We start from the raw sequence: 14300 nt of genomic DNA, 5'->3' as shown, positions 1-14300 counted from the left end.
ACCGCCAGGTGCTCCAGAACTCGGGTGTCGACGGCGTGGGGAGCCTCCTGGGGATCAGGCGGACTCGTCCGTCGTTCCGCCGGAGCCATCCTCCGTCCGCCCGGGGTGCGCCGGGGGTCCGGCGTGCCCCCGGGACGGTGAGAACCGGTTCAGATCCGGGCGACTCCGCGTGCCGGGACGGTCCGCGACAGCAGCCAGACGCCCACCGGAACGGCCACGGCTCCGACGAGCGCGACACCGAACGACAGGTGCAGCTGCATCACGAGGAACGCCGGGCCGATGGTGCAGAGGGCCGCGACGGCGACGACCGGCCAGGCCGGACGGTCCGCCGACGGCAGCAGGCGGGGGAGCGGCCGGTCGAACCAGCGCAGGGCACGTGCCACCCCGAGGGCGACGGCGAGCACCACGACCAGCGCGACGATCCGGGACGCCCACCACGGGCCGGAGCCAGGCGCCGGGAACGGCACCCAGACGAGCAGGGCGATGCCGTTCAGCGCGATGAACAGCGGCAGGTGCCACAGGTAGATCGTCATGCCGTCGCGGCCGAGCACGAACACGGCCCCGAGCGCGGCACGGGTGCGCATCAGCCGGGTGAGCGGCGCGTGCACGAGCTGGACCAGGCAGGCCTGTGCGATCGCCAGGAACGCCAGCGGGAGCATCGGCGGGTTGAGGTCCTGCAGCATGTCCGGCGCCCAGAGCCCGACCGAGGTCATCGGCACGAGCACGGCGTACGCGGCGACGGCGATGGCCAGCAGGAGCACCTTCGACCGGCGAGCGAACCAGCCGTCGGCCCAGAGGAAGCCGAGCTGCTGCGCGAAGAGCCACACCGGTCCCAGGTTGAGCAGCCCGACCTCGGCGACCCCGGTGGCCAGGCGGACGGCGTCGACCACCGCGGCGAGCACGAGCAGCACGGCGAGGGTGGCCCAGGGTGCTCGCTCGTGCAGGCGCATCATCACGGGGACGCAGCACTGGGTGATGCCGTAGGCGGCCAGGAACCAGAGCGGCGACCCGATGCCGAACGCGACCTCGGCCAGCAGCTCCGGCGGCGTGCCCGCGGCCGTCGCGACCCCGAGCCCGAGCGCGAGGAACACGAAGAGCGGCACCGCGGGCCGGAACAGCCGCACCAGGCGGGTGGCCAGGTAGTCGCGGGCGGGGCTCGGCGCACCACGGGCGACGGTGCTGCGCCAGCCGACGGCACTCGCGAACCCGCCGACCACGAAGAACAGCGGCATCACCTGCCCGACCCAGGTGGCAGCGACGTACCAGGGGAGTTCCTGCAGCGGGCTCGTGACCCGCACCCCCTGGTCATCGGCGGCGACGCCGACCATCGTGACGTGCACGATGACGACGAGGACGACGCAGGCCGTCCGGATGAGGTCGACGACCAGGTCCCGCTTCGCGATGATCCCCCGGACGTCCGCGGTGCTGTTCGCCTGTTCAGGCAGACCCTGGCTCGTGGACATGTCCGGACGTTAGCGTGCGGAACGGTCGGTCCAGTGTCGTCCCAGCTGATCGCGACCGGATCGTGACACTTCGTATTCCGGTGGCGGCATGCGTCACCTCGCTGGTCGGCAGCAGAAGCTCGTGTACAGTGAACGCGTTGTCTTGATTCCTGCAAAAGAAAGGCTCAGCATGGACGCCGACGCCGATCTGCTCCGTTCCTCGGGGCTCCGGGTCACGACCCCGCGACTCGCGGTGCTCCGAGCGACCGACTCGATGCCGCACGCCACCGCGGACGACATCGTCACCGCGCTCGCCGTGGAGCTGCCGACCACCAGTCACCAGGCCGTCTACGGCGTGCTGAACGCCCTGACCGGCGTCGGGCTCGTCCGCCGCATCGAACCGGCCGGCAGCCCCGCGCGCTACGAGCGCCGCACCGGTGACAACCACCACCACATCGTCTGCACCCTGTGCGGCGCGATCGAGGACGTCGACTGTGCGGTCGGCCACTCGCCCTGCCTGACACCGTCCGAGACCCACGGCTTCGCGGTCACCACCGCCGAGGTCACCTACTGGGGCATCTGCGAGCGCTGCGCAGCGGCGGAGCGCGACGACACGGAACACGACGACGCGGAGCGCGACCACCCAGACGCGCCCGGCGCGAGCGCGCAGGCGCCCGGCGCCCCCACGCCCGCCTGACGGCGACCGCCCACCGCACCGGCCGCACGACGCGCCGGACCCCGAACCACCCGAGCACCCCTGACCGAACCAACGTCCCACCTCCAGGAGGAACCGTGTCCGACCAGAACACGCCGACCGGCACCCCGACCACCACGACCAACAGCGGCGCACCCGTCTCGAGCGACGAGCACTCGATGGGCGTCGGGGCCGACGGCCCCCTCGCGCTGCACGACCACTACCTGGTCGAGAAGCTCGCCCAGTTCAACCGCGAGCGCGTCCCGGAGCGGGTCGTGCACGCCAAGGGCGGCGGCGCCTTCGGTACCTTCACCGTCACGCAGGACGTCTCGCGCTTCACCCGTGCCGCGTTCCTGCAGCCGGGCAAGCAGACCGAGATGCTGGCCCGCTTCTCCTCCGTCGCTGGCGAGCAGGGCTCCCCGGACACCTGGCGCGACCCCCGCGGCTTCGCGCTGAAGTTCTACACCGAAGAGGGCAACTACGACCTCGTCGGCAACAACACCCCGGTGTTCTTCATCCGCGACGGCATCAAGTTCCCCGACTTCATCCGCTCGCAGAAGCGCCTGCCGGGTTCGCACCTGCGTGACCACGACATGCAGTGGGACTTCTGGACCCTGTCGCCCGAGTCGGCGCACCAGGTCACGTGGCTGATGGGCGACCGCGGTCTGCCGGCGAGCTGGCGCGAGATGGACGGCTTTGGCTCGCACACCTACCAGTGGATCAACGCCGAGGGCGAGCGCTTCTGGGTGAAGTACCACTTCATCACCGAGCAGGGCCACAAGACCCTGACGCAGGAGGACGCCGACCGGATCGCCGGTGAGGACGCGGACTTCCACATCCGTGACCTGCACGCCGCGATCGAGCGTCAGGACTTCCCGCGCTGGACCCTCAAGGTGCAGGTCATGCCCTACGAGGACGCCGCGACCTACCGCTTCAACCCGTTCGACCTGACGAAGGTGTGGCCGCACGCGGACTACCCGCTCATCGAGGTCGGCACGATGGAACTCAACCGCAACCCGGAGAACTACTTCGCGCAGATCGAGCAGGCGACCTTCGCCCCCTCGAACTTCGTGCCCGGCATCGCGGCGAGCCCCGACAAGATGCTCCTGGCGCGCATCTTCAGCTACGCGGACGCCCACCGGTACCGCGTCGGCACGAACCACGCGCAGCTGCCGGTGAACGCCCCGAAGAACGAGGTCCACTCGTACTCGAAGGACGGCGGCATGCGCTTCGACTTCCAGAAGTCCGAGGTGCCGGTGTACGCGCCGAACTCGCTCGGCGGTGCGCACGCCGACCCGAACGCGACCGACGACGCCCCGGGCTGGGAGTCCGACGGTGCGCTGCAGCGTTCCGCCGCGACCCTGCACCCGGAGGACGACGACTTCGGCCAGGCCGGCACGCTCGTCCGCGAGGTCCTGGACGACGCCGCCCGTGAGCGCCTGGTCGGCAACATCGCCGGCCACGTCTCGAAGGTGACGCGCGACGACCTGCGCGAGCGTGTGTTCGCCTACTGGACGAACGTCGACGCCGAGCTGGGTGCGCGCGTGCGCGCCGCGGTCGCGCCGAGCGCGCCGGGCTCCAACGAGGACCCGGAGAAGGTCGCGGTCGAGGCGTAAGCCCCGCTGCACGACCTGACGGACGGGAGGCCCGGTACCAGCTGGTACCGGGCCTCCCGTCCGTTGGTCGTTGCGTCTAGACCTGCTGGCCGTTGAGCCAGATCGGGCCAGCGGGCCAGTCCTCGAGCTGCGCTGCCACCGGCAGCGCCATCCAGCCGCCCTGCTCGGTGTTGCTGACGCCCGCGCCCTCGGCGGTGAACGCCGAGAAGGTGCCGACAGCCTCGGGGAACTCGTGCCAGCCGAGCTTCGCGTAGAAGGGGATCCGGTCCTCGCCCGCGCCGAGGAACCCGAAGGGCACGCGGAGTCCCTCGAGGACCGCCGCGGTCCGGGTCATCAGCTCACGGCCGACGCCGGTGCCCTGCAGTCGGGGCGACACGGCGACCAGGCCGGTGTCGCCGACCAGGACGTCTTCGCCGCCGACGGAGATGTACATGCGGCGGATGCCGACGTGGGCCAGGACGACCCCGTCGGCGTCGTGCGCGAGCACCCGGCGTTCCGGCTGCATGCCGGACCAGCTCCGGCCGCCCACGTACCAGTGCGACCAGTCGGGGAAGGCCTGCCCGAGCAGCGCTGCGATCGCTTCGTGGTCGGGGAGCGACAGCGTGCTCTCCTCGACCACCTCCCACCGGATGTCGTCAGTCACGGGTCCATCCTGCACGGTCCGGCGGCCGGTGTGGGGAGGTTTCGCGCTGGGCGACACCTCGCGGGTCCGGGCGCGCGTGGGGTGTCGGTCAGCGCGAAGTGCCGCGACGTGTCAGCCGCGACCGGGCGTGGTCACCTCGATGCGGTTCGCCCAGGGGTCGTCGAACGCGACTGTCCGGCCGTCGTCGGCGAGCTCGACGCCGCCGTGCCGCATGCGTTCGGTCAGGGCGCCGAGGTCGTCGGCCGCGGGGACCTCGATGCGCACGAGCCCCAGGCCGAGCGCGAGCTGTCGACGCCCGGCGCCGCGGGAGTTCCACGTGTTCATGGCCATGTGGTGGTGGTAGCCGCCGGCGCTGACGAACAGCGCCTCGCCGAAGCCGGCGGTGGTCTCGAAGCCGAGGGTGTCCACGTAGAAGGAGCGCGCGGCGTCGACGTCGCCGACGGACAGGTGCACGTGGCCGACCTTGCCCGGGCGTGCCGCGGCGGTGTCCAGGGCGTCCTGCGTCAGGTGGGACTGCAGGAACGCGTTCGGGTCGACGTACTTCGTGTCCATGTCGACCATGCCGTGCGTCCACGACCACTCGGTGCGGTCGCGGTCCCAGTACAGCTCGACGCCGTTGCCCTCGGGGTCGGTGAAGTAGAACGCGTTGCTCACCAGGTGGTCGGCGCTGCCGGTGAAGCCCGCCGGGTACTGCGTGGCGACCGAGTAGAGCGCGGCGGCCAGGTCGGCACGGGTGTCGAACAGGATCGCCGTGTGGAACAGCCCGGCCTCGCGGGGTCCGGCGTGCCGCATCGCGGGGGCGTGCTCGAGGACCACGATCGGCGTGCTGCCCCGGCCGAGCACGGCGACGCCGCCGTCGTGGGAGAGCAGCGACAGCCGCACGCCGTCGCGGTAGTACCGGATCATCGTGTCGAGGTCGGCGACGCGGAGCGTGACGGCGCCCATCCCGGTGTCGGCGGCGAGCAGTTCGTGCGTTTGCATGCACCCAGTGTGTGCCCGTTTGGTTGACGCGTCAACCAATTCGATGACGCGTCAACCGAATGGGGTGTCCTAGGCGCTGTTCGAGATCCCGCCGTCCGACTTCAACAGCTGCCCGTTCACCCACGCGCCCTGCTCCGAGCAGAGGAACCCGACGAGCGCGGCGGTGTCCGACGGGCGTCCGAGCCGGCCGAGTGGGGTGCCCTCGACGGCCCAGCCCTTGACCTCGTCGGACATCCAGCCGGTGTCGTTCGGGCCCGGGTTCACCACGTTGGCACTGACGCCGAGGCTCCCGAGCTCCTTCGCGGCGCCGAACACGATCCGGTCGAGCGCGCCCTTCGACGCCCCGTACGGCAGGTTGTACGCGATGTGGTCGCTCGTCAGGGCGACGATCCGGCGTCGGTCGCGCGGTGCGGCGTCACCGGCGCGCTCGAGCCCGGCCGCGTAGGCCTGCACGAGCAGGAACGGTGCGCGGGCGTTCACGGCGAAGTGGCGGTCCCACGACTCGACGGTCGTGGTGCGGAAGTCGGAGTCGACGGACTCGCAGTGCGACATGACGAGGGCGGTGACCGTCGCGCCGGCTTCCGTCTCGGCGCGGCCGACGAGCGCGGCCGCCTGTTCCGGGTCCTCCAGGTCGACCGGGAGGCGCGTCACGCGTGCTCCCGCCGCCTCGCACTCCTGCACCACCGACTCGACCCCGTCCGGGTCCGCCCCGCCGCTCACGCGGTCGTCGTAGGGTCCCCACCACGAGATGGCGAGGTCCCAGCCGTCGGTCGCCAGGCGGGTGGCGAGCGCTGCGCCGATGCCGGCTCTGCGGCCCACCCCGGTCACCAGGGCGAGGGGTCGTGCGGACGTCATGCGTGCCTCCTGTCCGGCGCTCCGTCGCACCGATCGGCACCCAGTCTGCCGGAACCGGCCACCCGTGTGACCATCGCACACGGTGTCCTGTCGGCGGACGGCCGACCGCGGGGGCCAAGATGGACGGATGCCACGCACACGACGGCCCTCCCGACCGGGGCGCGGACCCCGCGGCGGTCGCCCGGACCCCCGCGACCTGCCGCTCGAGCACGTCCGTGACCGGATGTCGTCGTACATCTACGGCAACATCACGGTGCTCGCCGTCGCGATCGCGGTGAACCCGGAGCAGATTCACCACGGCGCCGCGGTGGCGACCGTCCTGGCGACCGCGGTGCTGACGTACCTGGCGCACGTGCTCGCGCACCTGGTCGCGCACGGGCTCGGCGACGACGGCGAGGAGTCCGCTGCGGACCGCGCTGCGCGCCGCGACTCGGTCGCGACGATCGTCCGGAACGCCAACCCGATCGCGACCTCCGGCCTGATCCCGGCAGTCCTCTACGCGGCGGCCTGGATCGGGTGGCTGCCGGCCGAGTGGGCGCAGATCGCGGCGACCGTGATCCTGGTGGTGCGCATCGGGCTGGTGGGCGTGTTCATGCAGCGGTTCAGCGGGAAGCAGCCCACGTTCCTCGGGCTGTGGGGCGGCATCGTGCTGGCCGCGGTGGCGTTCGTGATCGGTCTCGTCAAGGTGGTGCTGACGCATTGAGTGACACGCACGCACACGCCGGACCCCACTCGGAGCCATCGGCCGAGGACGAGCCGAAGCGCGGCGGGCTGCGGTTCCTGCGCGACCTCGTCATCATCGTCGTCGTGGCGCTGCTGGCGTCGTTCCTGGTCAAGGCGTACCTGGTCCGCGCGTTCTCCATCCCCTCGGGCTCGATGCAGAACACGCTGCTCATCGGGGACCGGGTGCTCGTCAACGAGCTCGTGCCCGGGGTCGTCCCGCTGCAGCGCGGTGATGTCGTGGTGTTCCAGGACCCGGGCGGCTGGCTCGGCATGGGCCAGGGCGACGACCTGATCAAGCGGGTCATCGGCCTGCCGGGCGACACGGTGTCGTGCTGCGACGCCCGGGGCCGCCTGTCGGTGAACGGGCACGCGGTGGACGAGCCCTACGTCGTGCTCGAACGCGGGTCGGACCGTGTCGCCGGGAAGGACTTCGAGATCACCGTGCCGAAGGGGCGCATCTGGGTGATGGGCGACAACCGGTACGACTCCGCCGACTCGCGCGTGCACGGCACCGTGCCGGTCGACGACGTCGTGGGGCGGGCCTTCGTGACCACGTGGCCGATCTCGCGGTGGTCGGTGCTGTCCCGGTACGGCGACGAGTGGGACCGGGTCCCGACGCCGTGACCGCGGACGACGAGGGCTTCCGCTACGAGACCGGCGGGGACGAGGACCTGTCGATCCACCGGATCGCGACACCGGGCAAGCGGTCGGGGACCATCGGTCCGCGCCCCGACCACGTCGTGTTCTGGCTCGCCGACGGCCGGGCGAGCCTGACCGCCGACGACGGCGAGCACTGGGAGGTCGGTGCCGAGCGCCCGATGATGCTCTCGGCGTCCGTCGCGTACGGGTTCGAGACCGACGCGACCGCCACGACGCTCCTGCACCTGTCGCCGTCGCTGCTCGGCGACACGGGGGAGTCCTCGGTGTTCGGGCAGCCGGACGCGGCCGATCCCGCACTCGAACCGTTGCGGGCACTGCTGCGCGAAGCCTCCGGGCGCATCCTCGACCCGGCCCTGCCCGCCGCCGACCGCGCGGCCCTGAACCGGCGGATCGCGACCGTCGTCCTGTCGACCTTCGCCCGGTCGCGATCGGACGTGGCGGACCGGATGCGGCGCGCGATCGGCTTCGTGCACGACCATGCCGACCGGACGCTGACGGTGGCCGACGTCGCAGCGGCCTGCGACCTGAGCGAGCGCGGCCTGCAGGACCTGTTCCGCCGTCGACTCGGCGTCACGCCCATGCAGTACCTGCGCGAGGTCCGGCTCGACCGGGTGCACCTGGAGCTGGGGCGGCCGGGTTCCCGCGCGCTGCTCGTCAGCGAGGTCGCGCGGCGGTGGCGGTTCACCCACCTGGGGCGGTTCGCGGCGTACTACCGGGAGCGGTTCGGGGAGCCGCCGCACCAGACCATCGCGCGGAGCGGCACACCCAGAGAACGGTAGTTCTCGCGTTCTTTGCGGATTCCGGCTATCCTGCTCGCGTGGATGCGCGACGGTCCGAACTGGGGCAGTACCTCCGCGCCCGTCGGGCACTCGTCCAGCCCGAGGACGTCGGCCTCACTCGCGAGCCCGGACGACGAGTGGACGGCCTGCGCCGTGAAGAGGTCGCGCGGCTCGCGGGCATCAGCCCCGAGTACTACCTGCGGCTCGAACGCGGCCGCGATCACCAGCCGTCCGACCAGGTGCTCGTGGCGCTCGGCCGGGCCCTGCGGCTCGACCACGAGGCGGTCGACTACCTGCGCCGCCTCGCACATGCCGAACGCCGCCGCCCGGAGGGGGTCGTGCCACCGGGGCTCGACGACTCGGTCCGGTCGCTCCTGGCGCAGTGGTCGCACACCCCGGCGTTCGTGATGGACCGCAACCAGGACATCATCCTGTCCAACGCCCTGGCGAGCGCCCTCGGCCCCGGCTACATGGAGCCGGGCGCGAACCTCGTCCTGCAGATGTTCTCCGAGGCGTCCCGGCAGCACGCGGCCGAATGGGACCGCACCGCGCACCGGGTCGTCGCCGCGCTCCGGCTGCACGCCGAACCCGAGGACCCGCGGCTGCAGGAGATCGTCGGCACCCTGACCCTGCAGGACCCGGACTTCGCCCGCATCTGGGCGCGGCACGACGTCGCCGTGCAGCGCACCGGGGTCTCGCGGCACTGGATCGACCCGATCGGGTGGGTCGAGTTCCGCTGGCAGAACCTCGCGATCCCGGGCAGCTCCCACGTGCTCGTCACCTTCTGGGCTGACCCCGGCACCCCCGCAGCCGCGGCCGTCGCGTACCTCGCCGCGCAGGTGCAGCAGGGCACCGCGCGCCGGGAACCGGTCGCGGGCGAGACCGCGGTGGGGTAGCCGAGCGGTCGTCGCGGTCGTTGCGCTCGCCGTCGTGGCCGGGCTCGCCGGTCAGGCGGTCGTCTCGCCCTCGTCGAGCAGCCCCCGGAGCGTCGTGAGCCGAGCGGCGGACTCCTCGTCCGCTGCCGTCCACACCACGAGCACTTGCTCGGGGTCCTCCAGCCGACGCAGCTGCTCCCACCGCAGGTCGATCCGGCCCACCAGCGGGTTCTCGAACGCCGACTCCCCGCGTCGCGCCGGCCGCACCGCTCCGCCGGCCCACTCGGTCGCGAACGTCGTGCTCCGCGCCATCAGCTCGCCCAGGAGTTCCTGGAACCGGTCGTCGGCGTCGTGCTCGTTCAACGAGTCCCGGAGCATCGCGGCGGTGCGGTGCGCCTCGGCCTCCCAGCCGTCCACCGAGTCCTCGACCCAGGGGTTCAGGAAGGTGAACCGCGCCAGGTTCGTACCGACGGTGAGGGACGCGGACAGGGCACCGGCGAGCCGGTTCGCCGCCACGACGTCCAGGTGGCGGTCGAAGACCACGACCGGTTCGGCGAGCGCGTCCACGAAGTCCTGGGCCGACGTCGTCGTCGTGCCGTCCTCGTGTTCCATGCGATCACGCTAACCGGCCGCGCCGTGGAGCAGGGGAGAGAAGGGGGCCCCGGCGGGGACCCCGTCGCGGAGCTCCCGCCCCGCAGGGGGACCCCGGCACGGTGTGTCCGACCGTCGGAGAGCACCGTGCGCAGCACCCGGGGCCGCCGGCACGCGCTGTCGTCGGGGGTGACGGGCAACGACAGGGACACGACGACGCAGCACCCCCAGCCCTAGCGTGACGACGCCGGGACCCCCGGGTCCCCGCACCACCCCAGACGTTCGTCACGAAGGAGACCCGCACATGGCTGCACCGACCATCGTCCTCGTCCACGGCGCGTTCGCCGACTCCGCCAGCTGGGCACCCGTCACCCGTGAGCTGCTCGACCGCGGCCACACCGTCCTCGTCCCGCCGGTCTACAACCGCAGCCTCGCAGAGGACGCGGCCTCGATCCGCGCCGTCGCCGAGCACGTCGACGGGCCGGTCGTCCTCGCCGGGCACTCGTACGGCGGGGCCGTGATCACCGTCGCCGGCGAGGCCGAGAACGTCGTCGGACTCGTCTACGTCTCCGGCTACGTGCTCGAGGTCGGCGAGAGCCTCGGGCATCTGCAGGGCGGGTTCCCCGACTCCGACCTCGCCGCGAACCTGGTCTACACGCCGTACCCGGTCGCCGGCGGCGAGGACGGCACCGACGTCTCCGTCGCGATCGACGCGTTCCCGCAGGTCTTCGCCGCCGGGGTCGACCCGCGCGTCGCCGAGGTGCTCGCCGTCTCGCAGCGCCCGCTGTCCGGTGCCGCCTTCGGCGAGCCGGCCTCCGCCGCCGCGTGGAAGACCACCCCCGCGTGGGCGATCGTCTCGTCCGACGACCACACCATCAACCCCGAGGTGGAGCGCTTCGGCTACTCCCGCGCCGGCATCACCGACGTGACCGAGCTCGCCGCCCCGCACCTGGTCATGCAGACCCACCCGAAGGACGTCGCCGACGTCATCGAGCGCGCCGTCGCCGCGACCAGCGCGAACGACGCCGCCGCCTGACCCGACAATCCCTGGAGGCGCGGCGTGCGCCCGGCGCACACCGCGCCTCCAGGATGTCCCCGTCCCACCCCAGGAGGCGACGTGACCACGGAACGCACCACCCCAGCACCCCGCGGCGGCGCCCTGGCGCCGCTCGCGATCCCGGTCTTCCGCGCCCTGTGGATCGCGGTGCTGGTGAGCAACATCGGCAGCTGGATGCAGACCGTCGGCGCGCAGTGGCTGCTCGTCGACGAGCACGCCGCACCCGTCGTCGTCGCCCTCGTGCAGACCGCGTCGAGCCTGCCGGTGCTGCTCGTCGGGATCCCCGCCGGGGTGATCGGCGAGTTCGTCGACCGGCGGCGGCTGCTCATCGGGGTGCAGGCGTTCCAGGTGGTCGTCGGCGTCGTGATGACCGTGCTCACCGCGACCGGCGACATGACCCCGGCGCTCCTGCTCACCGTCACGTTCCTGCTCGGGACCGCCTCGGCGCTCCAGCTGCCCGCGTACCAGGCGCTCGTGCCCGAGATCGTGCCGCGCGCCGCGATCACCGACGCTGCGGCGCTCAGCTCCGTCGGCGTCAACGTCGCCCGGGCGATCGGACCGGCGCTCGCCGGGGTGGTGATCGCGCAGCTCGGCGTGCCGTTCGTGTTCGCTGCCAACGCGCTGTCGTTCGCGCTCTTCCTGGTGGTGCTCGTCGCCTGGCGCGGCTACCAGCGCCCCGAGACGCGGGCCGAACCGTTCATCGACGCCACCCGCGCCGGGCTGCGGTACGTCCTGCACGCGGCGGTCGTCCGCCGGCTGCTCGTGCAGCTCGCCGTCTTCATGGTGCCCGCGAACGCGCTGTGGGCACTCCTGCCGCTCGTCGCCGACGGCTCGCTCGGCCTGTCCTCCGGCGGGTACGGACTGCTGCTCGCCGCCGTCGGCATCGGGTCCGTCGGCGGGGCGTTCCTGATGCCGGCGGTCCGTGCGCGGCTCGGCATCGGCCGCACGGTCGGCATCGCCTCGGTGGTGTTCGGCATCTGCACCACGGTCGTCGCGCTCGTCCCCGTGCTGGCGGTCGTACTCGTCGCGCTGCTGGTCGGCGGGGTGGCCTGGATCGCCGTGGTGACGACGCTGAACGGCACCGTGCAGGCGTTCCTGCCCGCCTGGGTCCGGACCCGCGGGCTCGCCGCCTACCAGCTCGTGCTGTTCGGCTGCACCGCGATCGGTGCGGCGCTCGCCGGTGCGGTCGCCACGCCGCTCGGGGTGACGGGGGTGCTCGCCGGGGCCGGCGTCCTCACCGCGCTCAGCGCCGCAGTGCTGCTCGTGTCCGGGTTCCCGGTGCTCACCGACCGGCAGCGCGCCGTGACGCCGATGCCGTTCGGGGACGAGGTGTTCGTGGCGGACGACCACGGCGCGGCGACGGGGGAGACCCTCGTGCTGCTGCACTGGACGGTCCCGGCGGACGCGGTCGACGAGTTCCGGGCGCGCGCCGAGCGGCTCGGGCGGAGCCGCCGGCGGACCGGTGCCCGTGACTGGAACCTCTACCGCGACGCAGCGACCGGGCCGGACGCCTGGGTCGAGGCGTTCCGAGTGGGGTCGTGGCAGGAGCACGTCGACCAGCACGAGGTCCGGCAGACCGGGGACGACGCGCGGACCCTGCAGGCGGTGCGCGAGGTCGCGGGTGAGCCGCGGGTGGAGCACCTGGTCGCGGAGGGGGTCGGCGCCCCGTCGTCGGGGTGACGGGTGGGGTCAGCGGCCGGTCGTGGTGGCGGGTGGTGTCAGCAGCCGGTCGTGGTGAGGGTCACCGTCGCGACCGTGCCGTCGGACACCTTGGTCGTCTGTGGGCAGAGGTCGCCGGCGCGGACCGTGACCTTGCCGAGGGGAACGCCCGCGAAGTCGGCCGTGCCGCCCGGGAACACCCGCTGGTGCTCGGAGAGCTTGCCGGTCGAGGCGAACACCTTGACCTCGTAGGGGTGGTCGGCGGCGTTCGACGACACCGTGACCGACACCTGGCCGGTGGAGTCGTGGGCGCCACAGCCGGCGAGGGCCAGGAGCGCGGCCATGCCGAGGACGGTTGCGGGGACGACTCGGAGCACGACGACCAGGGTACGCCGCCGCGCCCGACCACTTGCGCCCTCCGGACTGGGGCCAGGCCCTGTCCGTTCAGCGCGTTACCGTGGGAGCATGCAGCCGGAAACCGCGATGTCCGTGCCCGCGCCGACCGGGGCCGATGCCGTCCGCCGAGCGGCCCTGATCGCGGCACTCGACGTGGTCGACGGTGGCGTCGAGGAACGGTTCGAACGGATCACCCGCATCGCGCGCGAGGCCCTCGGGGTCTCCGGCTCGTTCCTCAACCTGGCCGGCGAGACCACGCTGACGATCAAGTCGCAGCAGAGTGACGCCGCCTTCGGGCCGGTCATCCCGCTGCAGGACACCTTCTGCGGACGGACCCTGGGCGAGCAGGGCCCCGTGGTCGTCCCGGATGCCCGCGAGGACGCGCGGTACGCGGACCTGCCGATGGTGCTCGGCGACCCCAACGTCCGGTTCTACGCCGGTGTCGGGCTCCGTGCCGGCGACGACGACCTGAAGGTCGGCACCCTCTGCCTGATCGACCCCGAGCCGCGCACCCTCGACGCCGACGAACTCGAACTGCTGCAGGAACTCGGTATCTGGGCGGAGCGCGAACTGCTCGCCGGAGCCGACGAGGACCGCCTGCGCACCGTGCTCAACGGCCTGCAGCCGACCGAGGTACAGGTTCCCGGGTACCGGATCACGGGGATGTCGATCCCGCACGGGCTCGTCTCCGGTGACTTCCACGACTGGCACCGCTCCGGCGAGGACTCGATCCACCTGACCGTGTCCGACGTCATGGGCAAGGGGATGTCCGCCGGGCTCCTCGCCGCGAACATCCGCGGAGGCCTGCTCGCCCGCGGCGACCAGGACCCGGGCACCGCCGTCGCCGAACTCGAGGCGCAGGTCGCCCCCGAGCTCAGCCGTGCCGAGTCCTTCGCGACGATGTTCCACGGCCGGCTGACCCCGTCCACCGGGCGACTCGACTTCGCCGACGCCGGCCACGGGCTCGTGCTGCAGCTCCGTGACGACGGTGCCGAGCGGATCCTGCGGTCGTCGGACCTGCCGATCGGGCTGCACCCCGCCGGGATGCCCCGCGCGGCCGGGTCGCTCGTGCTCCGTCCCGGTGACGTGCTCATCGTCGTGACCGACGGCGCGCTCGAGCTCTGGGACTCCACGCTCGCGGCGCTGTCGGAGCTCGGGTCGCTGTACCGGGAGTCCCCGGACGTCGAGACGTTCCTGCAGCGGGTGCGCGCACGCGTCGCCGAACACGACCCGGGCGACGACCTGACCATCGTCGTCGTGGCGCGCGAGGCGCTCGGCGCGCTCGAGGCCTGAGCGGTCGAGAACTGTCGGCTGGCTCGTCGGCCGGCG

General features: G+C 72.5%; 15 protein-coding genes. 9 read left to right on the top strand and 6 right to left on the bottom strand.

Annotated features, from left to right (window positions below):
* Positions 1–149 precede the first annotated feature (149 nt).
* On the bottom strand, positions 150–1463 hold the full coding sequence (locus DEJ02_RS15370; protein WP_111033670.1) for an acyltransferase: 1314 nt from the start codon (positions 1461–1463) through the stop codon (positions 150–152).
* Positions 1464–1632: 169 nt separating this feature from the next.
* Here DEJ02_RS15370 and DEJ02_RS15365 point away from each other — a divergent pair, with 169 nt between their 5' ends.
* Together DEJ02_RS15365 and DEJ02_RS15360 are read left to right on the top strand one after the other, a co-directional pair.
* A complete protein-coding gene (locus DEJ02_RS15365) occupies positions 1633–2139 on the top strand; it encodes a Fur family transcriptional regulator (RefSeq protein WP_258378754.1) in 507 nt (168 codons plus the stop codon).
* A gap of 95 nt (positions 2140–2234) precedes the next feature.
* Positions 2235–3752 (top strand): catalase, encoded by a 1518-nt coding sequence (locus DEJ02_RS15360; RefSeq protein ID WP_111033669.1) that lies wholly within the window; start codon positions 2235–2237, stop codon positions 3750–3752.
* A 76-nt stretch (positions 3753–3828) separates the two neighbouring features.
* Here the strand turns inward: DEJ02_RS15360 and DEJ02_RS15355 are convergent, their stop codons facing one another.
* From DEJ02_RS15355 to DEJ02_RS15345, 3 genes are all read right to left on the bottom strand, one after another.
* Positions 3829–4395 carry a GNAT family N-acetyltransferase gene (locus DEJ02_RS15355; RefSeq protein WP_071405850.1) on the bottom strand — a complete coding sequence of 189 codons (567 nt, stop codon included), beginning with the start codon at positions 4393–4395 and terminating at the stop codon, positions 3829–3831.
* Positions 4396–4506: 111 nt separating this feature from the next.
* Complete coding sequence (locus DEJ02_RS15350; RefSeq protein WP_111033667.1) at positions 4507–5376, bottom strand: VOC family protein; 870 nt, start codon at positions 5374–5376, stop codon at positions 4507–4509.
* A gap of 69 nt (positions 5377–5445) precedes the next feature.
* Positions 5446–6231 (bottom strand): SDR family oxidoreductase, encoded by a 786-nt coding sequence (locus DEJ02_RS15345; protein ID WP_111033666.1) that lies wholly within the window; start codon positions 6229–6231, stop codon positions 5446–5448.
* 127 nt (positions 6232–6358) lie between these two features.
* Here DEJ02_RS15345 and DEJ02_RS15340 point away from each other — a divergent pair, with 127 nt between their 5' ends.
* From DEJ02_RS15340 to DEJ02_RS15325, 4 genes are read left to right on the top strand one after another with little or no spacing between them, the layout of a single operon-like run.
* Complete coding sequence (locus DEJ02_RS15340) at positions 6359–6934, top strand: hypothetical protein (protein WP_128781582.1); 576 nt, start codon at positions 6359–6361, stop codon at positions 6932–6934.
* A complete protein-coding gene (lepB, locus tag DEJ02_RS15335) occupies positions 6931–7578 on the top strand; it encodes a signal peptidase I (RefSeq protein WP_111033665.1) in 648 nt (215 codons plus the stop codon). Before DEJ02_RS15340 ends, lepB begins: the two co-directional genes overlap by 4 nt.
* Positions 7554–8393: a helix-turn-helix transcriptional regulator gene (locus DEJ02_RS15330; protein ID WP_111033664.1), complete on the top strand. Its 840-nt coding sequence runs from the start codon at positions 7554–7556 to the stop codon at positions 8391–8393. The genes lepB and DEJ02_RS15330 overlap by 25 nt, the downstream gene beginning before the upstream one ends.
* A gap of 38 nt (positions 8394–8431) precedes the next feature.
* Complete coding sequence (locus tag DEJ02_RS15325) at positions 8432–9289, top strand: helix-turn-helix domain-containing protein (RefSeq protein ID WP_111024233.1); 858 nt, start codon at positions 8432–8434, stop codon at positions 9287–9289.
* 51 nt (positions 9290–9340) lie between these two features.
* Here DEJ02_RS15325 and DEJ02_RS15320 read toward each other — a convergent pair whose 3' ends face one another.
* Positions 9341–9880 carry a hypothetical protein gene (locus tag DEJ02_RS15320; RefSeq protein WP_111033663.1) on the bottom strand — a complete coding sequence of 180 codons (540 nt, stop codon included), beginning with the start codon at positions 9878–9880 and terminating at the stop codon, positions 9341–9343.
* Between the two features lie 283 nt (positions 9881–10163).
* Between DEJ02_RS15320 and DEJ02_RS15315 the strand changes: the two genes are divergently transcribed.
* The gene (locus DEJ02_RS15315; RefSeq protein ID WP_111033662.1) at positions 10164–10895 is read left to right on the top strand and encodes an alpha/beta fold hydrolase; all 732 of its coding nucleotides are present in this window, start codon (positions 10164–10166) and stop codon (positions 10893–10895) included.
* An 81-nt stretch (positions 10896–10976) separates the two neighbouring features.
* Positions 10977–12596 carry an MFS transporter gene (locus DEJ02_RS15310; RefSeq protein ID WP_181440388.1) on the top strand — a complete coding sequence of 540 codons (1620 nt, stop codon included), beginning with the start codon at positions 10977–10979 and terminating at the stop codon, positions 12594–12596.
* 38 nt (positions 12597–12634) lie between these two features.
* Here the strand turns inward: DEJ02_RS15310 and DEJ02_RS15305 are convergent, their stop codons facing one another.
* Positions 12635–12952 carry a hypothetical protein gene (locus DEJ02_RS15305; protein WP_181440387.1) on the bottom strand — a complete coding sequence of 106 codons (318 nt, stop codon included), beginning with the start codon at positions 12950–12952 and terminating at the stop codon, positions 12635–12637.
* An 88-nt stretch (positions 12953–13040) separates the two neighbouring features.
* Between DEJ02_RS15305 and DEJ02_RS15300 the strand changes: the two genes are divergently transcribed.
* Positions 13041–14264: a PP2C family protein-serine/threonine phosphatase gene (locus tag DEJ02_RS15300; RefSeq protein ID WP_181440386.1), complete on the top strand. Its 1224-nt coding sequence runs from the start codon at positions 13041–13043 to the stop codon at positions 14262–14264.
* The last annotated feature ends 36 nt before the right edge of the window (positions 14265–14300 follow it).

This window comes from Curtobacterium sp. MCLR17_042, assembly GCF_003234695.1.
Classification (GTDB): Bacteria; Actinomycetota; Actinomycetes; order Actinomycetales; family Microbacteriaceae; genus Curtobacterium; species Curtobacterium flaccumfaciens.
Note: the sequence above shows the minus strand (reverse complement) of the source record. Positions and strands in the feature narration are given on the sequence as shown.